We start from the raw sequence: 20,726 nt of genomic DNA, 5'->3' as shown, positions 1-20,726 counted from the left end.
CGGTGGCGCTGCTGGGACATGGTGCCCCGCTGATTTTCTTTTTCCCGTCCTGACGCCGCGTGCTCTCAAAACAGCCCAACCGGCTGGCGATGTCGGTCGGGCTGATGCAGACTCGGACGGCGTTCATCGAGGGTGCCGATACCCTCACTTCAGCGACAAGGCCAGTCCGCTCAGATCAAGGCTGACGATGACGCCCTTTTGCTCGCCGCTCAGCTCCAGAATCGCGCCGTTCTGGTTTGTCAGGACAACGACTTGCGCACCCTTGCCGAGTGCGGCACCCGCACCGCCCTGAGCATAGACCCCCGCAATGTCAGACGGACGTCGGATATTCCTGACCGTTCCGTGAAATCGTGTCTCTGAAGCGCCGAAGGTGAAGCCATAGCTCAGCCCTCCGACCGAGAGCGGATATTTGCGGCCCTGAAACGTCAGCACGCCGTCACCGGCTGATCCACCGACCACGAACCCGGCCTTCACGATTCGGATGCTGATTGAGCCGTCAGCGGCGCTCGCCATCGATACGGTGCCGATGAGCGCTGCCAATGCGAGAAGCCCGATCCTTAGTACCGACAAGACTTTCATCGACGCTACCTTCCAAAAGAGAGCGATGTGCCATGTTGCCATCGCTAGACAACGCTCACCTTGGCGGTTCGTTGCGCGACAATCATCGAGAGACTGAACGCCTCGTTTGTCGTGCCAGAGCTTATGCAGCGTGCCATGCTCCCCAGCATTGGCGCAGGCCGTGCGACAATCACCCCGATCCCGATACGCAGATGACCCGCCCGGGCGAACCTGCGGACTGTGGTGTGAGGCAACGTTTTCCTCGGCCCCGGGGATACGCCCCTGCCGAGGGCTCCACTTTCGCCGCCGGGAACGCAATCGGCCGCCCATAAGGCGGCCGATGCGCGGGCGAAACCCGAGATGTCGGGGGACGTCGGGCGTCTCAGTAGCCGTGGGCGCGCATCTGTTCCACATACCACGTGGCGAAATTGTCGAGCTGGCCTTCGGTGAAGCGCGAATACGGCCCCGGCAGATAGGCGGGATCCTCGATGCCCTGTTGCGAGCGGGCAACCAGCAGCGAATCCTGGTCCGTGGTCGCGATCCAGACGCTGGTCAGCTTCTCGATGTCATAATCGACGCCCTCCACCGCATCCTTGTGCACCAGCCATTTGGTGCGCACGAGGGTACGGTTGGGCGCGAGCGGAATGACCATGACCGTCACCGCATGGTCGCCCATGAAGTGGTTCCACGCATTGTGGCCCCACAGATGGACGTCGCCGAGATCCTTGCGCGTCATCGCGCCCATCAGCTTCGAGCAGGCGGCGGTCGCATCCGGCGTCTGCGATTCGCCGGCGCCGGCGATGATCAGGCGCTGGGTGCGGAAATTGGTGGCATTGCCGGCGAGCTGCTCGAACGCCGCCGACGGGTAGCCCTCGGCCTCCCACGCCGCGGTGCGCTCGGCATAGAGGCGCTGGTGCTCCTCGGCTTCCGCGCGATCGTCTTCGCCCAGTGATTCCGGATCATAGCCGAAATCGAGGTCGATGAAGGAAACGCACAGCTCCGGGTGGCTGCCGGCACAGTGATAGCATTCGCGGTTGTTCTCGATGGTCAGCTTCCAGTTGCCGTCCTCGATGACATCCGTCTGGTGGGCGATGCGGCTGTTGCGGATGTCGTAGGGGGCAAGCCGCTCCTCCATGACGCGCTCCAGCGTGTCGATGTCCTTCGGCGGGTTGTCGGACAGGCAGACATAGATCAGGCCGCCGATCGACCGGAACTGGACCGGCCGGATGCTGTGGCAGGTCGGGTCGAAGCCCTTGCCCATGTGAGGGGCATGGATCAGCTCGCCGGAGAGCTCATAGGTCCACTGATGATACGGGCAGACCAGCTTGGACAGCACCGAGCTGCCGGCATCGAGCAGCCGCGAGCCACGATGGCGGCAGACATTGTGGAGCACGCGGATCTGGCTGTCGTCGTCCCGCAGCAGGATGAGGCTGGAGCTGCCGATGTCGATCACCGTGGCGTCGCCCGGCTCCGGCACGTCGCATTCCAGCCCGACATAGATCCAGTGCTTGCGGAAGAACACATCGAGATCGGCCTCGAACACGTCCGGGCGCATATAGAGGCCGGCCGGCAGGGAGTGACCCTCGGCGCGCTGGCGCAGAAGCAGCGAAATGGGCGATTGGACCTGATCCAGCATGATATCCTCTTATCCCGGAGCCATTCCATTCCTGCGCCTTGCACCCTTGCCGTTCAACGCTAGAAATAATTGGACGCCGCATGATAAAAACTCATGCGACGAGCTTGGAAGGCTAAAACGAGGCCTCATGCAGTTCCGCAGGCGCCTGCCCTCCCTCACCGCCCTGGTGGCGCTGGAGGCGACGATCCGCCATCGCAGCTTCACGCTGGCGGCGAAGGAGCTGGGCGTGACACAAGCCGCGGTCAGCCGGCAGATCGCGCTGCTGGAGGACGATTTCGGCCAGCCGTTGTTCCGGCGCGGCCATCGCAGCATCGTGCCGACCCCGGCCTGCATTGCGCTTGGCACGACGCTGGCGGACAGTTTCGCCGGCATCGCCCGCGGGGTGGAGGCGATCCGCGCCAGCACCACCGATACGGTGACGATCGGCGCTACCATCGCTTTCTCGTCCTTCTGGCTGCTGCCGCGGCTCGGCGCCTTCCGCCGCCGCCAGCCCAAGGTGCACATCCGCGTCGTCTCGCAGGACACGACGATCGACCTCGATCGCGGCGAGGTCGACATCGCCATCCGCTATGGCGCGCCGCCCTTCGCAGACGGCGTGGTCACCGCCTCGCGCGGCGACACCATCTTCCCGGTCTGCTCGCCGGCCTATGCGGCGGAGCACGACCTCGCCCGGTTCCCCGCCGGCGAGGTCGACCTGATCGAGACCGATGTCGTCAGCCGCGGCTGGCACCAGTGGCCGGACTGGTTCGCCCGCACCGGCAGCCGGCCGAGCGCGGTGCAGCCGACGCTGCGCTTCAGCCATTACACGGAGACGATCCACGCCACGCTCGCCGGGCAGGGCGTCGCGCTCGGCTGGGAGACGCTGATCGGCAGCTTCATGCGCGATGGTGGCCTCGTGCGGGTCGGGGAGGCGGCATTGCCCGCCGATGGCGGCTACAACATCCTGCTGCCGCCCGACGCCCGCCCCTCGGCAGTGCGCGACCTCGTGGTCGACTGGCTCAACGAGGAACTGCACGCCGGCTGAGGGCGCATCACGGTGCGGCGGGAGTCCAGCGCGTGCCCGGCGCGATCACCGCCTGCCGCTTCACCTCGTCGAGCGGCAGGTCGGTGCGGATGATGTCGTGGTCATAGAGGTAATCCGGCAGGTAGCCCGAGACGAGGATGCGCCAGTCGCGCGGAATGCCGGGGTCGATCATCCGCGCCAGCTTGAAGATCACCGTGGTGCAGTTGGTGGTCAGCGTCTGGTAGAACTCCGGCGCCGCCGCCAGCCGGTTGCCCATCGCGACATAGGACAGGAACAGCGCGCGGGACTGCTCCCGCGTCAGGTCCAGCGCGAAGCGGGACACCCGCTCCCGGCGCAGGTCGGTGCGCAGGCGGATGATGTCGTCAGGATCGGCGGCGATCAGCACCAGTTCGAACGCCTTGAAGAATCCGCCGATTTCCGAGAACGCCTGGTCCCGTCCGCGCCGGACCTCGGCGGAGAAGACGACGCGCGCACCATCCGCGAAGACGAAGCCGATCAGCGTGTGGGCGATCGCCGGATTGCTCCACACCGAGCTGAACAGCTCGACGCCCTGAAGCTGGTCGAGGTGGTAATACCGGGTCTCCCAGCGGGGCGTGCCTTCATCCGCGCTATGCCAGTCGAAGAACCGCACATCGTGCAGCGTGACATCCTCGCCCTCCACCTCGCCGGTAACGCCGTGGGCGACATCCGGTGCCCACTCCCGGTCGTTGGAGGGCAGGATGGTGGACCACCACGCCGCAAGCAGCAGCACGGCAAGCCCCAATGCAACGCTGCCGGCCAGCAGATGTCGCCAGCCGAGCCAGCCGATCGCGAGGGCGACGGCCATCGCGCCGACCAGTGCCGGGATGCGCCAGTCCGGCACGACCTGGAACCACAGCGCACCGCAGCTCCAGAGCAGGACGCAGGCGAGGACGGAGAAAAAGACGCAACTCGCAACGCTGCGCCACCAGCCCGCCGCGCCGCCATGCGCCGACTGGGCTTCAGGCGGTGCGCCCTGCACCCCCGGGCTCATTCGCCCGTCAACGCCTGTCCGGCAAGGCTGAAGGGTGCCGAGAGGGTGGTGCCGACCGCGTTGAAGACGAAGGCTCCTGCCCGTCTCAGTTGCAGGTCCGGCCGGCTGTCCTGCTGCTCCTGCAGCTTGGGATAGATCGCGGCCAGGCCCACGAAGCGGTCGTGTTTGAACTCGTCCGACGCCTGCAGTCCGGAAATGTCGATGATGCGCAGGTCGTATTGCAACGCCAGTTCCTGCACCCGCGGGTCATCGACGTCCAAAGCTCCGAGCCGCTTGCGCGCGCCGGCTATCCGGCCGGAAACGCGCAAAGCCAGATCGTCGCTGGATACCAGCACGGTCAGCGGTGGGTCCATGCGCCCGACCACTGCCATCTGCTCCCGGAAGACATCGACGTCAATATCCGGCGCGGCGAGTACGACCTGCAACCGCTCCAGGACCTTGCCGCGTCCGGCGATGCGCAACTGGCGCAACGTCTCGGCGGTGAGCCAGCCACCCATCGAATGGCCGATCAGCGTTATCTTACCGGTGGTCTTCTCCTGCGCCAGTTCGGTCAGCAGGTTGGCGAGGGCATCGCGGGAATAGGTCGCCGCGTCCTTGTCCGCCACATAGCCGGTCACCGTCCCGGCCGAAGGCCATGCGAACAGGATCGGCACCGTGTCGGTGCCGGAATCGCCCACCATCTGGGCGAGGCGATAGACGGCCTCCTGGAAGTTGGTGTTGAAGCCGTGGACGAACACCCAGACCTTGGGCGGCTGGCCGGAAGCGCCGCGCCGCGCCACGGTGCTGGCAAAAGCGGCGTGATCGAGAGGGCGCTGCTCCACCGTGACGAAGTTGTGCGCCGGATCGGGTTTGCCGTTCGGCCATTCGATCTGGCCCTGCTTGTGGTCTGGCGGCAGCGAGATGCGATAGGCGGCATAGCCGGTCTGGCGCCCCCAGGCCTCGCCGAACGCCTTGCTGCCGGGAATGTTGCGATCGCGCGTCGTGGCAACATAGACCGTCACCACCTTTGCACCCGGCACGGGTTCGAGCGCCGTGTCGAGAAGTTCGGGGCCGGGCCGCGAAGCACAGCCCGAGACGGCCGTTCCCGCGAGAACCACGAAGATAACGGTCAGAAGACGCTGCAACGCCGCACGCATCGACACCAGACCACCCTGCATAACGGCCCGAGGCTCCATATACGGCCTAGGGGCATCCCGTCCGTCGGCTCCGTACGGCCGTCGCCTGCGACACTCGCGGAAATTACGGTTCCGCCCGGAACCGGTCAACGGCATGCCGCCGATTCAGGAACGGTCCGGTTCGCGCCGTGTCAACAGGAACACGCCCTGTTCGCCGATCAGGTTCCAGACCCACCACGGCGCATTGAAGCCGATCCTGTTCCCGGACGCATCGAGCGCCACCGCCCGCTCGATGCGCGCGCCCACCTCGTCCACCAGCTCGACGAAGTCGCGGATGGTGCAGAAATGGATGTTGGGGGTGTCGTGCCAGCTATAGGGCAGGTTCTCGGTGCGCGGCATGCGCCCGTGCAGCAGCAGGTCGAGGCGCATGCGCCAGAAGCCGAAATTGGGGAAGGAGACGATGGCGCGCCGTCCGACCCGCAGCATCTGCTCCAGCACCTTTTTCGGCTCGCGCGTGGCCTGGATGGTCTGGGACAGGATGACGTAGTCGAAGGAATCGTCGGGATAGTCGGCGAGATCGACATCCGCGTCGCCCTGGATCACCGCGAGGCCGCGCGCCACGGCGGCGTTGACGCCCTCGCGCGAGAGCTCGATGCCCCGGGCATCGCACCCCCGGCGCGTGGCCAGCAGGTCCAGCAGTTCGCCGTCGCTGCAGCCGACATCGAGCACCCGCGAACCCGGCGAGACCATCTCCGCCACCATGAGCAGGTCAATGCGCTTGCCGGCATCGCCGCGCGCGGCCTCCCGCATGGTGAGATCCTGGGCCTCGCCGACGAGGCCTGCCGCATCGTGGACGGAACTGCGTTCGGACATCAGGACACACCCAGCGTGCGCGCGGCGGAATCGAGGAAGCCGCGGGTGATGGCGAAGAGCTCGGGCTCTTCCAGCAGGAAGGCGTCGTGGCCCTTGTCGCTCTCGATCTCGGCAAAGGACACCGGCGCGCCCGCCGCGTTCAGCGCATGGACGATGGCACGCGAGCCGGATGTGGGGAACAGCCAGTCGCTGGTGAAGGACACCACGCAGAAGCGGGTGCGCGTGCCCTTGAAGGCATTGGCCAGCACGCCGCCATAATCCGCCGCGAGATCGAAATAATCCATCGCCCGTGTGACATAGAGGTAGGAATTGGCGTCGAAGCGGTCGACGAAGGCCTCGCCCTGGTGGCGCAGATAGCTCTCCACCTGGAAGTCGGCGTCGAAGCTGAAGGTGCGGTCTTCCCGCTCCTGCAACCGACGGCCAAACTTCCGGTGCAGCGAGGCTTCCGACATATAGGTGATGTGCGCCGCCATGCGGGCGACCGCGAGGCCGCGCCGGGGACTGGTGCCTTCCTCGAGATAGCGTCCCCCGCGCCAGTCGGGATCGGCCATGATCGCCTGCCGCCCGACCTCGTGGAGGCCGATATTCTGCGCCGAATGCCGCGCGGCGCTCGCCATCGGAAAGGCGGCGAAGACCCGCTCGGGATAGCTCGCCGCCCATTGCAGCACCTGCATCCCGCCCATCGAGCCCCCCACCACCGCCAGCAGCTTCTCGATGCCGAGATGATCGACCAGCATCGCCTGCGCACGCACCATGTCGCGAATGGTGACGACCGGCAGTTCGAGCCCGTAGGGCCGCCCGCCCGGCGCGGTCGAGGAAGGCCCGGTAGTGCCCATGCAGCCACCGAGCACATTCGAGCAGATGACGAAGAAGCGCCCGGTGTCGATGGGCTTGCCCGGGCCGATCAGCGTCTCCCACCAGCCGGGTTTGCCGGTGACCGGGTTCACATTCGCGGCGTGCTGGTCGCCGGACAGGGCGTGGCAGATCAGGATGGCGTTGCTGCGGGCGGCGTTCAGCATACCATAGGTCTGGTAGGCGACCTGGAACGAGGTCAGCACGCCGCCGGCATCGAGCCTCAAGGGCGTGTCGGCGCCGAACCGCACCACCGCGGAATGCGGACGGTCCGCCTCGCCGCGGGCCACGGCTTCAACGGTCGGCGTTTCGGCCGGTGCAGCCCCGGATGCGGCCATGGCGTTTCCCAATCTAATCGTTGTATCGGACAATTGGTTCTTTATACCGGACGATCGGATGCTGTCACAGCGCCTGCTTGTCAATATCACGCGACACAAATCGCCCGTGAGGTGGTCGTTTCCGCAAGGTTCGCAAGCCGCCTGCAAGCCGCCCGCACGCGCGCCCGGCTCACTTTCCGCTTGGAGCGCGCCGGGCTTGGCGCTACGGAGAACGCGCCATGAGCGCCGCTGATCCCGCCCCGACCTCCCTCACCGCGTCCCGTGTCGAGCCCGGCGAAGGCGCCGCGCTGCCGACGCTCGGCGAGCTGCGCCACGAGATCGACCGGATCGATGCCGACATGCACGCATTGCTGATCGAGCGCGGCCAGATCATCGATACGCTCGTTAAGGTCAAGCAGGCAGCCGGCACCGAGGGCGGCTCCGCCTTCCGGCCGGCGCGCGAGGCGGCGATGATGCGCCGGCTGGCGGATCGCCATCGCGGCCGGCTGCCGCTCGACACCGTCGAGGGCATCTGGCGCGTCATCATCTCGACCTTCACCTATGTGCAGGCCCCCTATGCCGTGCATGCCGACCTCGCCACCGGCGAGGCCGCAATGCGCGACACCGCCCGGTTCCATTTCGGCTTCACCGTGCCCTTCGAGGCGCATATGGGCGCCGCCGGCGTGGTCGCCGCCGTCGCGGCGTCGAAGGGCGATCTCGGTCTCGTACCGGCCTTTTCTTCCGCCGCCCACGGCGCGTGGTGGACCGGGCTGGAGCCGGCGGCGGCGCCAAAGATCATCGCTCGCCTGCCTTTCGTGGAGCGTGCCGACCATCCCGCCGGCCTTCCGGTCTTCTGCATCGCTCATCCGGTCGCGGATGCCGCGGTGACGGAGGTGGAGGTGTGGAGCGTCCATGTCGCCGGCTGGAGCGCCAATGCCGCCCGCGCCGTGGCGCCGCTGGCCGATGTTATCGCCGTTCCCGATCGCGGGCTCGATGGCGCCGCGCTGCTGGTCTCCGTCCCTGTGGCCGGTGTCGGCGCCGGCGGGCTCGAGAAGATTCTCGCCGCACTGCGCGCAGCCGGTGCTTCGGTGCGCTCCGCCGCACTCGTCGGCAGCCATGCGAGCCGATATACGCACGCCGGCAAGCCCTGATCGTCCCGACCACGCCTTATGGCGCCGCAACGCCCCCGTTTCCCTTTCCAACCGCCGCCCGTCCGCCCCGGAGCCACGTCATGACCACCGCCGCCCCTAGCCGCCCCGTTCCCCATCCCGGCGTGCTGCAGATCGAGGCCTATGTGCCGGGCAAGGCGCAGGCCGGACACGGCGTGAAGGTGCACAAGCTCTCCGCCAACGAGAATCCGCTGGGCGCCAGCCCGAAGGCGCTGGAGGCCTTTCGCGACGCCGCAGCGCTGGAGCTCTATCCCGACGGTTCCTCGACCCGGCTCCGCGAGGCGATCGGCGGCGCCTACGGGCTCGATCCCGCCCGCATCGTCTGCGGCACCGGGTCGGACGAGCTCATCACCCTGCTCGCCACCGCCTATGCGGGACCGGGCGACGAGGTGGTCTATTCGCAATATGGCTTCCTCATCTACCGCATCGCGACGCTTGCGGCCGGCGCAACCCCCGTGGTGGCGCCCGAGCACGACCTGCGCACCGATGTCGACGCCCTGCTCGCCGCGGTGACGGAGCGCACCCGCATCGTCTATCTCGCCAATCCGAACAACCCGACCGGCACCTACATCCCGTTCGACGAGGTGAAGCGCCTGCACCGCGGGCTGCCGCCGCATGTGCTGCTGGTGCTGGACGCCGCCTATGCGGAATATGTCCGCCGCAACGACTATGAATCGGGCATCGAGCTGGTCGCGACCTCGCCCAATGTCGTGATGCTGCGTACCTTCTCGAAAATCCACGGCCTCGCGGCCCTGCGCGTCGGCTGGATGTATGCGCCGGCCGAGGTGGCGGATGCCATCAACCGCATTCGCGGCGCCTTCAACGTGAACGCGCCCGGCCTTGCCGCCGCGGGCGCCGCCATCGCCGATACCGGCCATGTCGAGCGCGCCATCGCGCACAATGAGGAATGGCTGCCCCGGCTCACCCGCGAATTGACGGCGCTGGGCCTGACCGTGACGCCGAGCGTGACGAATTTCGTGCTGGTGCACTTCCCCGAAACGCCCGGCCGCACGGCGCCGGAGGCCGATGCCTTCCTGTCCGCACGCGGCCTGATTCTGCGGCGGATGGACGGCTATGGTCTGCCGGGCGCGCTGCGGCTCACCATCGGCACCGAGGAGGCGAACCGCCTGGTGGTCGCCGCGCTTTCTGAATTCATGAAGAACGGCAATGGCTTGATGGGAGAGGGCCATGGTTCTTGATCCCCCGCTACCGAAGCCGCTCGTCGGCCGGCTGACGGTCATCGGCCTCGGCCTGATCGGCTCCTCCATCCTGCGCGCCGCGCTTGCCCGCCGTCTGGCGGATGAAGTGGTGGCCTATGACCATTTCGAGCCGGTCCGCTCCCGTGTCGAGGCCCTCGGCATCGCCGACCGTGTCGCCGCCACCCCGGAAGAGGCAGTGACGGGCGCCGACGTCGTCATCCTCTGCGTGCCGGTGGGCGCGATGGGGGCGGTGGGAGAGGACATCGGCCCGCATGTCGCACCCGGTGCCATCATCTCGGACGTGGGTTCGGTGAAGGCTTCGGTGGCGAAGGCACTGGCCGGGCAGATCCCGGACTACGCCCATGTCATTCCCGCCCATCCCGTTGCCGGTACTGAATATTCCGGCCCGGATGCGGGCTTTGCGACGCTGTTCCAGAACCGCTGGTGCATCCTTACCCCCCCGGAGGGGGCGGATGAGGGGGCGGTCGATCTCCTGGAGGAGATCTGGGCGGCGATGGGCGCCAATGTCGAGCGCATGAGCGCGGAGCGGCACGACCTCGTGCTCGCCATCACAAGCCATGTGCCGCATCTGATCGCCTACAATATCGTCGGAACAGCAGCCGACCTGGAAACGGTAACGCAGTCGGAAGTCATCAAATATTCGGCCGGCGGCTTCCGCGACTTCACCCGCATCGCCGCCTCCGATCCCACCATGTGGCGCGATGTCTTCCTCAACAACCGCGAGGCGGTGATCGAGGTGCTGGGGCGCTTCACGGAGGACCTGTTCGCGCTGCAGCGGGCGATCCGCTGGGAGCAGGGCGACGCGCTGTTCGAGCTGTTCACCCGCACCCGCGCGATCCGCCGCTCGATCATCGAGCAGGGCCAGGAGACCGCGGCGCCGGACTTCGGCCGCGCCCACGACTGAGGCAGGCCGATCGGTCCAGTGTGGTGGACGATCGGTCCGATCGGTGCAGAAACGCCGCTCAGTAGAGCGGGCCGATCTTTCCGAGCGGGATGAAGCCCATGAACACCCGTCCGTCGCGCAGGGTGAAGGTGAAGCTCGACCCCTTCTTGCCGTCCACCTCGGTCGGGGCGCCGGCGGAGAGGACCGCGGGCAGGATGCCGGTCAGGATCGGCGGCACCAGCCCGGCGCCGGTCAGCGCCGCGACGAGCTTGTCGGACCCCGCGACGGTGAGCTGCACCTCGCCGACCGGGCGAAGACGTTCATCCACGCCGAGATCGCCACGCGCCATCAGCACGCTGTCCGCCGTCGAGAGCTTGCCGACCACCAGCTTCAGCCGCCCGCCGGCCTGCTGCCACAGCCGCAGCCGGTCGGCCGGCGGCATGGAGCGGAATTCGGGGGTCTGGGTGATGGTGGCTTGCAGCTCGCCGTCGACCGGGGGCTGGCCCGGCGCGAGGCTCTCCGGGCCGGTACCGCCTTCCATGCCTGCGGCGAGGTCGAGCGTCGGGCCGGCATCGCCGGGATGGTGGCGGGCATGGACCTCGAGATGTCTAGCGGCGAACAGGGCCGATCCGCCCTGGCTGAGCGTATAATTGTTCACCGACACCGACACCCGGTCGGGGCGGCCCTCCGATCCTACCGCACTCGTCTGCAGAAGCGACCAGTTGGCGTCGAGCTTGCGCCCGGTCGAGGCCTCGGTGAGGCTGGAGGGCCCCTCGAATTCGGCGATGATGTGCTGTGGGTCCCAGACCTGCGCCACCGCATGGGCACGACGGGCGGTCACGGTCCAGCCGGCGCCGGGGGTGCCGGTGTTCTCCAGCACCAGCTTCGGCTCGGCGCAGATCAGCTCGAAGCGGAAGGGAAAGCCCCCGAAGCTGCGTTCCCCGCAGCTCCACTGCCGGCCCTGCGCAGCCTCGCGGACGATCCAGGCGTCGATCTCGGCCTGCGCCCTGTGGGCGGCGTAGAACCACATGACCGTCCAGCCGGCCGCCGCCAGCAGGAGCAGCGCAACGGGTGCTATGACGATCCAGGGCGAACGGCGGCGCGGGGGCAGGGTGTCGGCGCTCATCGAAATCCCTTCGGCGCGGAGAGGTGGCATCGTGGCACGGCGCGAGCATGTCCCGCGAAGGTTGGGAGACCTTCGCAATCGGAACATGCCCCGGTTCTGTGGATCGGGAGCCCTTTCTGCCCGATCGGGTAATTCCGCCCGACCGGATGAGGGCTCCAGATGATCCCGGCTTTGCGGCGCGAACATGCCCGCCCGCGCCGGCTCTGTCAGCTATGGTGCATCAGCCAGATCGTCGCGATCACGAAGCAGAGCGCGACGAATTGCAGCCCGACGCGCCAGCGCATCAATTGCTGCGAGCGTTCCGGGGAGCCGCCGCGCGCCATGTTGGCGAGGCCCATCAGCAGCACGATGGCGACCGCGCCGAGCGCGACCGGCAGCACGACGAACTTGGCAAGCGTGATCAGATCCATCGGCACGCTCCGCAGCAGGGGACGGCACTCCGGCGGGCCGCCGGCTCAGTTCAGGGCGAAGATCGCCGCATTCAGGGTGGTGGCATAGGTCACCCAGGCGAGATAGGGCAAGAGCAGGCAGGCGGCGATGCGGTCGATCCGCGCGCAGGCGAGGATGGTGGCGAGGATGGCGAGCCACACCAGCACGATGACGACGAGTCCGGCCCCGATCGCCTCCGCGCCGAAGAACACCGGCGACCACAGCGCGTTGAGCGCGAGCTGCACGAACCACAGCACCACCGCCTGCCGGCGCTGCGGGCCGGGCGCGTTGCGCTCCCACAGCCGCCACAGCACCACCGCCATCAGCACATAGAGGATGGTCCAGACGATGGGAAACACCGCGTCGGGCGGGGTCCAGCCCGGCTTGGCGAGGCCGGCATACCAGGTCGGGATCTTCGGCGCGGTCGCCATGGAACCGATGGCGCCGACCGCGAGGCACAGCCCGACCGCGACCACGAGGCGGAAAAAGGACAGGGTCTTCTTCATCGGCGCTCCGGGTGCAACGGCTGGAGGACGGTTGGCAGGCGGGATGTCAACGCGCGATCACGGCCGCTGTTCGCGCGCCCGCCGTATGGCCGCGTTCAGCTCCCCGCCATACACGAAGATCGACGCCGTGGTGTAGAGGAACACCAGCGCCACCATCACCGAGGCGAGGCCGGCATAGGTGGTGACGTAGTTCCCGGCGAATTCCGCCAGATAGCGGCCGAACGCCGCGCCGGCCATGAGCCACAGCGCCAGCGTCACCAATATGCCCGGCGCCACCTGCGGCAGCGAGCGGCGCCCCGCCGGCAGCCACATATGGGCGACCAGCAGCGCCACGATGAGGATGACCGAGGTGGCGGCGTAGCGCAGGAAGGTGACGACGCCGCCGAACGGCGCCAGTCCCGGCAGCAGCTTGATGCCGGCCAGCCACAACACCGGGCCCAGCACCACGAGGAAGGACAGCGCCAGCAGCCCGCCCGCGCCAACGAGCACGTAGCCGATGGATTCGAGCCGCAGCAGGTACCACGGCCGGCTCTCGCGCACGCCATAGGCCCGGTTGAGCCCGATCCGCAGGCTCTCGATGCCGTTGGACGAGAAATACACGGCCAGCATCACGCCGAGCGTCAGCGCATCCGTGCGCACATGGGTGAGCACGTTGCGGATCTCGTGGCTGATCGGCCCCGCGACCTGCGCCGGCCACGCCTCCAGAAGCAGTTGCACCGTCTCGTCGGCGAGATTCTTGAAGTCGAAGAAGGCGGCGAGCGCGGTGACGAAGATGAGGAAGGGAAACAGCGACATCAGCGCCGACAGCGCAATATGGCTGGCGATCGCCCAGCCATCGTCCTCGACGAAGCGCCAGAAGGCATCCCAGGCGATATCGTAGGCGCGCAGAAGAATGCTGGCTGCTCCCGGACGTGGACGCGACGTGCCCAGTCACATCGGACGAACCGGGCCAAATGGCAAGGGCGGGTGGCGGCGGACGGCCACTTTCGCCGGGCGGCGGCCGGCCCGCGCGGATGATTCGGCGTACCCCGGCCGGCCCCACCCCTCCCCGGCATGACGGCCTCCTGCCGCGCGCCGGCTCTCGCAGAGGGCCTTGCCTCGTCGCACGCCTGTCTCGCCGGACCCGCGCCGCCACGCGGGCGGGTCCGGCGAGTGAGCTGCCGGCTTCCGGTCCATGGAGAGCGGGACGCCGACGAGACGACGGGAGCGGCAGGGGCGCGGCAGGTGGAGGGGCGCGGCCGGACCTGGCATGGCGATGCGGGGCGCGGCCGCGGCCCCGCGACGGCATTTCACGCCGGCCCCGCTGCCGTGATAAGAGGAACCCCCGCCGCGCATTGCGGCCAACCCCGCTCATAGGTCCCGCCTCATGTCCGCCTCCTCGCTCGCCGCCACCGCCAGCTCCGCGTCGCATCTGCGCGCGCTGCCGCCGGACGCCGAGCTGCCGGCGCTGATGGCGGAGATCGGCCGGCGGGCCCGCGCCGCCGCGCGTACCCTCGCGCTTGCCGGGCCGGAGCAGAAAAACGCCGCGCTGATGGCCGCCGCCGCCGCCATCCGCGCCCGTAGCGCCGATATTCTCGCCGCCAATGCGGCCGACGTGGAGGCTGCCCGCGCGAGCGGACAGAGCGTCGCGCTGGTCGATCGGCTGGTGCTGAACGCCGCCCGCATCGCCGCCATCGCCGGCGCAGTGGAGGAGGTGGCGGGCCTGCCCGATCCGGTCGGCCGGGTGCTGGAGCGCTGGACCCGGCCCAACGGCCTCGTCATGGAGCGCGTCGCCACCCCGCTCGGCGTGATCGGCGTGATCTATGAGAGCCGGCCCAATGTCACGGCGGATGCCGGCGCGCTGTGCCTCAAGGCCGGCAATGCGGTGATCCTGCGCGGCGGCTCCGACAGCTTCCAGTCCAGCCGCGCGATCCACGCCGCCATGGTGGAAGGGCTGGAGGAGGCCGGCCTGCCGGGCGACGCCATCCAGCTCGTCCCCACCCGCGACCGCGCGGCGGTGGGCGAGATGCTCGCCGGTCTCGGCGGGGCGATCGACGTCATCGTGCCGCGCGGCGGCAAGAGCCTCGTCGCGCGAGTACAGGCCGAGGCGCGGGTGCCGGTCTTCGCCCATCTGGAAGGCATCGTGCATGTCTATGTCGACCACACCGCGGAGCTTTCCAAGGCGCTCGACATCGTGCGCAACGCCAAGCTGCGCCGCACCAGCGTGTGCGGAGCGGCGGAGACGCTGCTGGTGGAACGCGCGGCGGCCGGGACCCATCTCGACCCGCTCGTCGCCATGCTGCTCGACGCCGGCTGCGAGGTGCGCGGAACGCCGGAGGTCTGCGCACTCGATCCGCGGGTGAAGCCGGCGACGGATGCCGACTGGACCACCGAATATCTGGACGCCATCCTCTCGGTGAAGCTGGTGGACGGGCTGGACGCCGCCATCGCCCATATCGAGGCGAACGGCTCGCACCACACCGACGCGATCCTCACCGAGGACGCCGACGCGGCGCGGCGCTTCCTCGCCGAGGTCGATTCGGCCATCGTGGTGCACAACGCCTCCACCCAGTTCGCCGATGGCGGCGAGTTCGGCTTCGGCGGCGAGATCGGGATCGCGACGGGGCGGATGCATGCGCGCGGGCCGGTGGGGGCCGAGCAACTCACCTCGTTCAAATACCGGGTTCACGGCACCGGCCAGACCCGGCCGTGACCGCCATGGCCACGGCCCTGTCCCCTGTTACGTGAGGCGCCGATGCCGGCGTCTCCTCCCGTCGCGGCCATCGGCCCACTGCCGGCGAGCGCGGATGAGCCGCGCTTTCCTGCCGTCACCCCCGGCTTCAGGATCGGGCTCTATGGCGGCAGCTTCAACCCGGCGCATGAGGCGCACCGGCAGGTCAGCCTGCTGGCGCTGCGCCGGCTCGGGCTCGACCAGGTGTGGTGGCTGGCGAGCCCCGGCAACCCGCTGAAGGACAACAGCGCGCTGCCCTCCCTCCGTGAGCGCCTGGCGCTGGCGGGCGCGGTTTCGCGCCATCCCGCTCTGCTGCCGACCGGCATCGAAGTGCGACTCGGCACCCGCTACACCCGCGACACCGTGGCGGCTCTGGTGCGGCGCTACCCGCAGGTGCGATTCGTCTGGGTGATGGGCGCGGACAACCTCGCCGGCTTCCACCGCTGGCAGCGCTGGCGCGACATCGCCGGGCTGGTGCCGATCGCGGTGGTGGACCGTCCGGGCGCCACCTTCCCCGCCATGGCGGCGCGGGCGGCCCATGCGCTGGCGCGCTGGCGGATCCCGGAACGCGACGCCTCCACCCTCGCCGATCGGCGCCCGCCGGCCTGGGTGTTCCTGCACGGCCTGAAATCGCCACTATCCTCGACGCTTATCCGCGCAACCACACATCCCGGACCGGCTCCGCGGGCGGCCTTGCACGGCAAAGCACCGCTGACGGTTGAAAAATGAGGCAGAAACACGCTATGTTGGCGCTTGGCAACGCGACCGCGGAACGTCCCGGCGCGCTCCACATGAGAGGATCAGGACCCCTGTCCACACTGGCGCTCTCCGCAGACGCCCCCGATACGGCGACTGCACCGGTCTCCGAAACGCGCATCGACGCGGAGGAGATCCTCGCTCTCGTCCTCGCCCGGCTGGAAGACGACAAGGCTGAAGAGGTCGTGTCCATCGAGCTGCGCGGCAAGACGACGATCGCCGACTACATGGTGGTCGCGTCGGGCCGTTCGCAGCGCCATGTCGGCGCGCTCGCCGAGCACATCGTCGAAGCGCTCAAGGAGCGCGGCGTCGGCGGCATCAAGGTCGAGGGCATGCCGGCCTGCGACTGGGTGCTGATCGACGCCAGCGACGTGATCGTGCACGTGTTCCAGCCGGAAGTGCGCGGCTTCTACAACATCGAGAAGATGTGGTCGGGGCTTCGCCCGGATGGCGGCGTGCCCGCCAAGCCGTCGGTTGCGAATCCTTCGGCCGCGAGCCCTTCGCCGGCAAGTCGCGGCTGATCTTCGCGTGCGCCTCATCATCGTCAGCGTGGGCCGGCTCAAGGCCGGTCCCGAACGAGAGCTGTGCGACCGTTATGTCGAGCGCACCCGCAAAGGCGGGCGGGCGCTCGGCCTTACCGGGCCGGACATCATCGAGATCGCGGAGAGCAGCGCCCGCCGCCCGCAGGACCGCATGGCCGAGGAGGCGACCGCCATCCTCGACGCCCTGCCGGAGGAAACCGCGGTGATGGCGCTCGACCCTGCCGGCGCCGACCTGCCCAGCGAAAGGCTGGCCGAGGATATCGCGGCGTTGCGCGACCACGGGGTGAGGGCGCTCAGCTTCATCATCGGCGGGGCCGACGGCCTCGGGCCGGAGGTGAAGGAACGCGCCGACCGCGCCATCGCCTATGGCAGCGCCACCTTCCCCCACCAGATGGTGCGCATCATGCTGGCCGAGCAGCTCTATCGCGCCACCACGATCCTGTCCGGGCATCCCTACCACAAGGCCTGAATGCCCCGCAGCCGACGCCGCGCCACGACGCCGCCGGCGTGATGCCCGCGATATCTGTTGGCGCGGACACGCGCGCGGGGCAGGGTTAACCAACGCTTAATGGCCCGCAGGTTCTGTTGACGCTCATGCGCCCGCCCGCCCGTTTTTCGCTCCTGCCACGTCGCCGTGCCCTGCCGGGCGCCGCGCTGGCCGGCGCATTGCTGCTCGCCGCGCTGACGGGCGCCCAGGCGCAGGAGGCCGACGCCCCGCGCCAGCTCGACAACACCGCCGACGGGGTGCGCGACACGAGCCCGCGCAGCGATGCGGCGGCGGCCGCGAGCCCCGCCGGCGATGCGGCACCCGCTGCCCCCGCACAGGCTCCCGCTCCCGCCGCCGACTCCTCCGGCAGCACCCCGCCGCTCGATGCCCGACAGGACGAGCAGCGGCAGAAGATGGAGAAGCTCGACGCCGCGCTGAAGGGAAGCGAGGACGAGCAGGCCCGCCTCAGCGCCGAGATCGAATCGGTGAAGGGCGACCGCGCCAAGCTCGCCGGCGCGCTCATCGACACCGCCTCCCGCATCCGCGACGTCGAGGAGAAGCTCGACGCCAGCGAGCAGAAGCTGACCCAGCTCGGCCGCGAGGAGGGCGACATCCGCCAGTCGCTCGACGGCCGGCGGCGCGAGCTCGCCAGCGTGCTCGCCGCGCTGATCCGCATGCGCCGCCAGCCCCCGCCGGCGCTTCTGGTGCGGCCCGACGACGCACTGCAGTCGGTGCGCTCGGCCATCCTGCTCGGCGCCATGCTGCCCGAGCTCAAGGCCGATACCGACCTTCTGGTGAGCGAGCTGACATCGCTCGACCGGGTGCGGCGCGAAGCTGCGAAGGAACGGGATGCTCTCGCAGAATTGAAAGGCTCCATGGCGGAGGATCAGCGCCGCATCAGCGCGCTGATCGCCGAGCGGCAGAAGCGGCAGGAGGCCGGCGAGCAGGCGCTGGAGAACGAACGCCAGAACGCCACCGCCCTCGCCGCGCAGGCGAAGAATGTGCACGAGCTGATGGAGCGGATGGAGAGCGAGATTGCCGCGGCGAGGCGCGCGGCCGACGCCGCGCGGGAAGCCGAAAGCAAGGCCGCGCAAAGCCCCGCGGCGAAACTTGCGGCGCTGAAGGATCCCGGCCGGCTCTCCCCGAGCATCGCCTTCGCCGATGCGCGCGGCACCCTGCCGCTGCCGGCGGCCGGTACGCTGCTGCGCGGCTTCGGCGCCAGCGACGGTTTCGGTGGCACCCAGAAGGGCATGTCCTTCAGCACCCGCCCGGAGGCCCAGGTGTCCGCCCCGTGCGACGGCTGGGTGGTCTATGCGGGCCCCTTCCGCTCCTATGGACAACTCTTGATCATCAATGCGGGCGGCGGATACCATATTCTTCTGGCGGGAATGGATAAGATCACGGTTGAGCTGGGTCAGTTCGTGCTGTCGGGAGAACCGGTCGCGGTCATGGGCAAGGGACCGCAACTGGCATCGCCGATCGGCCATGGAACGGCCCAACCGATTCTTTACGTCGAGTTCCGTAAGGATGGGAATTCGATCGATCCATCAGCTTGGTGGGCGACGAGCGATAGCGAAAAGGTACGCGGATGATGCGTAGGACGTCTGTATTTCTCTTGGGCGCCGCGGCCGGTGCCCTGATCGCCGTCGGTGCTACGCAGCCGCGGCTGGTCTTCGGGCCGGAATCGGCCTTTGCCGCTGCCTCCGATACCTACAAGCAGCTCAATCTCTTCGGCGACGTGTTCGAGCGGGTGCGCGCGGACTATGTCGAGAAGCCCGACGACGGCAAGCTGATCGAGGCCGCGATCAACGGCATGCTGGCGTCGCTGGACCCGCACTCCACCTATATGGACGCGAAGAACTTCCGCGACATGCAGGTGCAGACCCGCGGCCAGTTCGGCGGCCTCGGCATCGAGGTCACGATGGAGGACGGCCTCGTCAAGGTCGTCTCGCCGATCGACGACACGCCCGCCGCCAAGGCCGGCGTGCAGGCCGGCGACCTGATCACCAAGCTGGACGATCAGGACGTCAAGGGCATGACGCTGAGCGAAGCGGTCGAGAAGATGCGCGGCGCGGTTCAGACCCCGATCAAGCTGACGATCGCCCGCAAGGGATCGGACAAGCCGATCGAGCTCACGCTGATGCGCGACGTGATCAACATCAAGTCGGTGCGCGGCCGGGTGGAAAGCGGCGACATCGCCTATGTCCGCATCACCTCCTTCAGCGAGCAGACCGCCGAGGGCCTGAAGAAGGCGATGGAAGACCTCGCCAAGGAGATCGGCGAGGACAAGCTGAAAGGCTACATCATCGACCTGCGCAACAATCCGGGCGGCCTGCTCGACCAGGCGGTGGACGTTGCCGACGACTTCCTCGACCGCGGCGAGATCGTCTCCACCCGTGGCCGCAACGCCGACGAGACCGAGCGCCGCAACGCCCGGGCGGGCGACCTCGCCAAGGGCAAGCCGGTGATCGTGCTGGTGAATGGCGGCTCCGCGTCGGCCTCCGAGATCGTGGCCGGCGCGCTGCAGGATCACAAGCGCGCGACCATCCTCGGCTCGCTGTCCTTCGGCAAGGGCTCGGTGCAGACCGTGATCCCGGTGAGCGGCAATGCCGCGATCAAGCTGACCACGGCGCGCTACTACACGCCGTCGGGCCGCTCGATCCAGGCCAAGGGCATCCAGCCCGACATCGAGATCGTGCAGGACGTGCCCCCGGACATGAAGGAGAAGGCCGAGGCCGCCGGCGTCGACACCACGCGCGGCGAGGCCTCGCTGAAGGGCCACCTGAAGAACGGCGACGACGAGAAGACGGGCTCGCCCGCCTATGTCCCGCCGGATCCGAAGGACGACATCCAGCTCAAGATGGCCATCGACCTGATGCACGGCGTGCAGAAGAACGCCGCCTATCCGGCCGACCCCAAGGCCGCCGTGCCGAACTGAGCCGGACGCACCGAACATCGATAAAAGGCCCCGCCGCAAGGTGGGGCCTTTTTTAACCATCCCGGCGGCAGTCTGTGGGAACCGGCAATCGGTCCATTGCTGCCCGTGGCCGGCCTCTTTGCCAAGATGCTGCCTTGCTTGGTGGCGATAACTCGGCATCGAGCAACTGGATGTCCGTTTATGAGTGAGTTCGACACCTTCCTCGGCACAGACGCGGCGCGGCGCGACCGGGCCTATAACGGCGTCGCCGTGGCGGTGTTCGGCCTCACGGGGCTCGCCATTCTGTTCGGTGGCGGCGCCTGGTACTGGCTGCGCCCGGCGCAGGCCGGCATGTCCCCGATCATCGAACTGTCCGCGCCCGCGGTATCCTCCGTCCCGCTCGACACCCCCGTGCTGCGGCGCGGTGATTCGGACGATACCGACATCGCCGGCCCCTCGGTGACCATCATCGACGGTGCCACCGGCGAGCACCAGACGATCGTGTTCGGCCCCGACCTTGACGGTGCCGACGGCACGCCGGATACGGTGGCGCGCTGAAGGCTCGCCCTGCCGACAGGCGGCGCCGGCCCCTCC

General features: G+C 68.5%; 21 protein-coding genes. 11 read left to right on the top strand and 10 right to left on the bottom strand.

Going from position 1 to position 20,726, the window contains the following annotated elements:
- Positions 1 to 144 precede the first annotated feature (144 nt).
- Together MWN34_RS13300 and MWN34_RS13295 are read right to left on the bottom strand one after the other, a co-directional pair.
- Positions 145 to 579, bottom strand: a complete 435-nt coding sequence (locus MWN34_RS13300; RefSeq protein ID WP_247029783.1) for a lipid-binding SYLF domain-containing protein — start codon at positions 577 to 579, stop codon at positions 145 to 147.
- Positions 580 to 940: 361 nt separating this feature from the next.
- Positions 941 to 2,194, bottom strand: coding sequence for an aromatic ring-hydroxylating oxygenase subunit alpha (locus MWN34_RS13295; RefSeq protein WP_247029782.1), 1,254 nt, complete (start codon positions 2,192 to 2,194; stop codon positions 941 to 943).
- 127 nt (positions 2,195 to 2,321) lie between these two features.
- On the opposite strand from MWN34_RS13295, the gene MWN34_RS13290 reads away from it, so the two are divergent.
- A complete protein-coding gene (locus tag MWN34_RS13290) occupies positions 2,322 to 3,218 on the top strand; it encodes a LysR substrate-binding domain-containing protein (RefSeq protein ID WP_247029781.1) in 897 nt (298 codons plus the stop codon).
- 7 nt (positions 3,219 to 3,225) lie between these two features.
- Here the strand turns inward: MWN34_RS13290 and MWN34_RS13285 are convergent, their stop codons facing one another.
- The 4 genes from MWN34_RS13285 to metX form a co-directional block, all read right to left on the bottom strand.
- Positions 3,226 to 4,230, bottom strand: a complete 1,005-nt coding sequence (locus tag MWN34_RS13285) for an Lnb N-terminal periplasmic domain-containing protein (RefSeq protein ID WP_247029780.1) — start codon at positions 4,228 to 4,230, stop codon at positions 3,226 to 3,228.
- Positions 4,227 to 5,501: an alpha/beta hydrolase gene (locus tag MWN34_RS13280; protein ID WP_247029779.1), complete on the bottom strand. Its 1,275-nt coding sequence runs from the start codon at positions 5,499 to 5,501 to the stop codon at positions 4,227 to 4,229. Before MWN34_RS13280 ends, MWN34_RS13285 begins: the two co-directional genes overlap by 4 nt.
- A gap of 9 nt (positions 5,502 to 5,510) precedes the next feature.
- On the bottom strand, positions 5,511 to 6,155 hold the full coding sequence (gene metW / locus MWN34_RS13275; RefSeq protein WP_247029932.1) for a methionine biosynthesis protein MetW: 645 nt from the start codon (positions 6,153 to 6,155) through the stop codon (positions 5,511 to 5,513).
- A 62-nt stretch (positions 6,156 to 6,217) separates the two neighbouring features.
- The gene (gene metX, locus MWN34_RS13270; RefSeq protein ID WP_247029778.1) at positions 6,218 to 7,408 is read right to left on the bottom strand and encodes a homoserine O-acetyltransferase MetX; all 1,191 of its coding nucleotides are present in this window, start codon (positions 7,406 to 7,408) and stop codon (positions 6,218 to 6,220) included.
- Positions 7,409 to 7,626: 218 nt separating this feature from the next.
- Here metX and MWN34_RS13265 point away from each other — a divergent pair, with 218 nt between their 5' ends.
- The 3 genes from MWN34_RS13265 (at position 7,627) to MWN34_RS13255 (ending at position 10,680) form a co-directional block, all read left to right on the top strand.
- The gene (locus tag MWN34_RS13265; RefSeq protein ID WP_247029777.1) at positions 7,627 to 8,538 is read left to right on the top strand and encodes a chorismate mutase; all 912 of its coding nucleotides are present in this window, start codon (positions 7,627 to 7,629) and stop codon (positions 8,536 to 8,538) included.
- 80 nt (positions 8,539 to 8,618) lie between these two features.
- The gene (hisC, locus tag MWN34_RS13260; RefSeq protein ID WP_247029776.1) at positions 8,619 to 9,755 is read left to right on the top strand and encodes a histidinol-phosphate transaminase; all 1,137 of its coding nucleotides are present in this window, start codon (positions 8,619 to 8,621) and stop codon (positions 9,753 to 9,755) included.
- The gene (locus tag MWN34_RS13255) at positions 9,745 to 10,680 is read left to right on the top strand and encodes a prephenate/arogenate dehydrogenase family protein (RefSeq protein ID WP_247029775.1); all 936 of its coding nucleotides are present in this window, start codon (positions 9,745 to 9,747) and stop codon (positions 10,678 to 10,680) included. Before hisC ends, MWN34_RS13255 begins: the two co-directional genes overlap by 11 nt.
- 58 nt (positions 10,681 to 10,738) lie before the next feature.
- Here the strand turns inward: MWN34_RS13255 and MWN34_RS13250 are convergent, their stop codons facing one another.
- From MWN34_RS13250 to MWN34_RS13235, 4 genes are all read right to left on the bottom strand, one after another.
- Positions 10,739 to 11,785: a DUF2125 domain-containing protein gene (locus tag MWN34_RS13250; RefSeq protein WP_247029774.1), complete on the bottom strand. Its 1,047-nt coding sequence runs from the start codon at positions 11,783 to 11,785 to the stop codon at positions 10,739 to 10,741.
- 206 nt (positions 11,786 to 11,991) lie between these two features.
- Positions 11,992 to 12,195, bottom strand: a complete 204-nt coding sequence (locus MWN34_RS13245) for a twin transmembrane helix small protein (protein ID WP_247029773.1) — start codon at positions 12,193 to 12,195, stop codon at positions 11,992 to 11,994.
- A gap of 45 nt (positions 12,196 to 12,240) precedes the next feature.
- Complete coding sequence (locus MWN34_RS13240) at positions 12,241 to 12,720, bottom strand: TspO/MBR family protein (protein ID WP_247029772.1); 480 nt, start codon at positions 12,718 to 12,720, stop codon at positions 12,241 to 12,243.
- Between the two features lie 57 nt (positions 12,721 to 12,777).
- A complete protein-coding gene (locus tag MWN34_RS13235; protein ID WP_281503013.1) occupies positions 12,778 to 13,608 on the bottom strand; it encodes a YihY/virulence factor BrkB family protein in 831 nt (276 codons plus the stop codon).
- 562 nt (positions 13,609 to 14,170) lie between these two features.
- On the opposite strand from MWN34_RS13235, the gene MWN34_RS13230 reads away from it, so the two are divergent.
- From MWN34_RS13230 to MWN34_RS13200, 7 genes are all read left to right on the top strand, one after another.
- On the top strand, positions 14,171 to 15,412 hold the full coding sequence (locus MWN34_RS13230; RefSeq protein WP_247029931.1) for a glutamate-5-semialdehyde dehydrogenase: 1,242 nt from the start codon (positions 14,171 to 14,173) through the stop codon (positions 15,410 to 15,412).
- Positions 15,413 to 15,454: 42 nt separating this feature from the next.
- Entirely contained in the window at positions 15,455 to 16,159 is a 705-nt protein-coding gene (locus MWN34_RS13225; protein WP_247029770.1) for a nicotinate-nucleotide adenylyltransferase, read from the top strand.
- A 62-nt stretch (positions 16,160 to 16,221) separates the two neighbouring features.
- On the top strand, positions 16,222 to 16,707 hold the full coding sequence (rsfS, locus tag MWN34_RS13220; protein ID WP_425532111.1) for a ribosome silencing factor: 486 nt from the start codon (positions 16,222 to 16,224) through the stop codon (positions 16,705 to 16,707).
- Positions 16,708 to 16,714: 7 nt separating this feature from the next.
- Positions 16,715 to 17,197, top strand: coding sequence for a 23S rRNA (pseudouridine(1915)-N(3))-methyltransferase RlmH (gene rlmH, locus MWN34_RS13215; RefSeq protein ID WP_247029769.1), 483 nt, complete (start codon positions 16,715 to 16,717; stop codon positions 17,195 to 17,197).
- 125 nt (positions 17,198 to 17,322) lie between these two features.
- Positions 17,323 to 18,807, top strand: coding sequence for a murein hydrolase activator EnvC family protein (locus MWN34_RS13210; RefSeq protein WP_247029768.1), 1,485 nt, complete (start codon positions 17,323 to 17,325; stop codon positions 18,805 to 18,807).
- Positions 18,804 to 20,153 (top strand): S41 family peptidase, encoded by a 1,350-nt coding sequence (locus MWN34_RS13205; RefSeq protein ID WP_247029767.1) that lies wholly within the window; start codon positions 18,804 to 18,806, stop codon positions 20,151 to 20,153. The genes MWN34_RS13210 and MWN34_RS13205 overlap by 4 nt, the downstream gene beginning before the upstream one ends.
- Positions 20,154 to 20,333: 180 nt before the next feature.
- On the top strand, positions 20,334 to 20,690 hold the full coding sequence (locus MWN34_RS13200) for a hypothetical protein (RefSeq protein WP_247029766.1): 357 nt from the start codon (positions 20,334 to 20,336) through the stop codon (positions 20,688 to 20,690).
- Positions 20,691 to 20,726 lie beyond the last annotated feature (36 nt).

Source organism: Ancylobacter crimeensis (assembly GCF_023016805.1).
In the GTDB taxonomy this organism is placed as follows: domain Bacteria; phylum Pseudomonadota; class Alphaproteobacteria; order Rhizobiales; family Xanthobacteraceae; genus Ancylobacter; species Ancylobacter crimeensis.
The sequence above is the reverse complement of the archived record's forward strand: the minus strand, read 5'-3'. Positions and strand labels throughout refer to the sequence as shown.

Excerpts from the sequence above, each read along its gene's own strand:
- MWN34_RS13300 (WP_247029783.1), bottom strand. The coding sequence starts at position 579 with ATGAAAGTCTTGTCGGTACTAAGGATCGGGCTTCTCGCATTGGCAGCG.
- MWN34_RS13295 (WP_247029782.1), bottom strand. The coding sequence starts at position 2,194 with ATGCTGGATCAGGTCCAATCGCCCATTTCGCTGCTTCTGCGCCAGCGC.
- MWN34_RS13290 (WP_247029781.1), top strand. The coding sequence starts at position 2,322 with ATGCAGTTCCGCAGGCGCCTGCCCTCCCTCACCGCCCTGGTGGCGCTG.
- MWN34_RS13285 (WP_247029780.1), bottom strand. The coding sequence starts at position 4,230 with ATGAGCCCGGGGGTGCAGGGCGCACCGCCTGAAGCCCAGTCGGCGCAT.
- MWN34_RS13280 (WP_247029779.1), bottom strand. The coding sequence starts at position 5,501 with ATGCCGTTGACCGGTTCCGGGCGGAACCGTAATTTCCGCGAGTGTCGC.
- metW (WP_247029932.1), bottom strand. The coding sequence starts at position 6,155 with ATGCGGGAGGCCGCGCGCGGCGATGCCGGCAAGCGCATTGACCTGCTC.
- metX (WP_247029778.1), bottom strand. The coding sequence starts at position 7,408 with ATGGCCGCATCCGGGGCTGCACCGGCCGAAACGCCGACCGTTGAAGCC.
- MWN34_RS13265 (WP_247029777.1), top strand. The coding sequence starts at position 7,627 with ATGAGCGCCGCTGATCCCGCCCCGACCTCCCTCACCGCGTCCCGTGTC.
- hisC (WP_247029776.1), top strand. The coding sequence starts at position 8,619 with ATGACCACCGCCGCCCCTAGCCGCCCCGTTCCCCATCCCGGCGTGCTG.
- MWN34_RS13255 (WP_247029775.1), top strand. The coding sequence starts at position 9,745 with ATGGTTCTTGATCCCCCGCTACCGAAGCCGCTCGTCGGCCGGCTGACG.
- MWN34_RS13250 (WP_247029774.1), bottom strand. The coding sequence starts at position 11,785 with ATGAGCGCCGACACCCTGCCCCCGCGCCGCCGTTCGCCCTGGATCGTC.
- MWN34_RS13245 (WP_247029773.1), bottom strand. The coding sequence starts at position 12,195 with ATGGATCTGATCACGCTTGCCAAGTTCGTCGTGCTGCCGGTCGCGCTC.
- MWN34_RS13240 (WP_247029772.1), bottom strand. The coding sequence starts at position 12,720 with ATGAAGAAGACCCTGTCCTTTTTCCGCCTCGTGGTCGCGGTCGGGCTG.
- MWN34_RS13230 (WP_247029931.1), top strand. The coding sequence starts at position 14,171 with ATGGCGGAGATCGGCCGGCGGGCCCGCGCCGCCGCGCGTACCCTCGCG.
- MWN34_RS13225 (WP_247029770.1), top strand. The coding sequence starts at position 15,455 with ATGCCGGCGTCTCCTCCCGTCGCGGCCATCGGCCCACTGCCGGCGAGC.
- rsfS (WP_425532111.1), top strand. The coding sequence starts at position 16,222 with ATGAGAGGATCAGGACCCCTGTCCACACTGGCGCTCTCCGCAGACGCC.
- MWN34_RS13210 (WP_247029768.1), top strand. The coding sequence starts at position 17,323 with ATGCGCCCGCCCGCCCGTTTTTCGCTCCTGCCACGTCGCCGTGCCCTG.
- MWN34_RS13205 (WP_247029767.1), top strand. The coding sequence starts at position 18,804 with ATGATGCGTAGGACGTCTGTATTTCTCTTGGGCGCCGCGGCCGGTGCC.
- MWN34_RS13200 (WP_247029766.1), top strand. The coding sequence starts at position 20,334 with ATGAGTGAGTTCGACACCTTCCTCGGCACAGACGCGGCGCGGCGCGAC.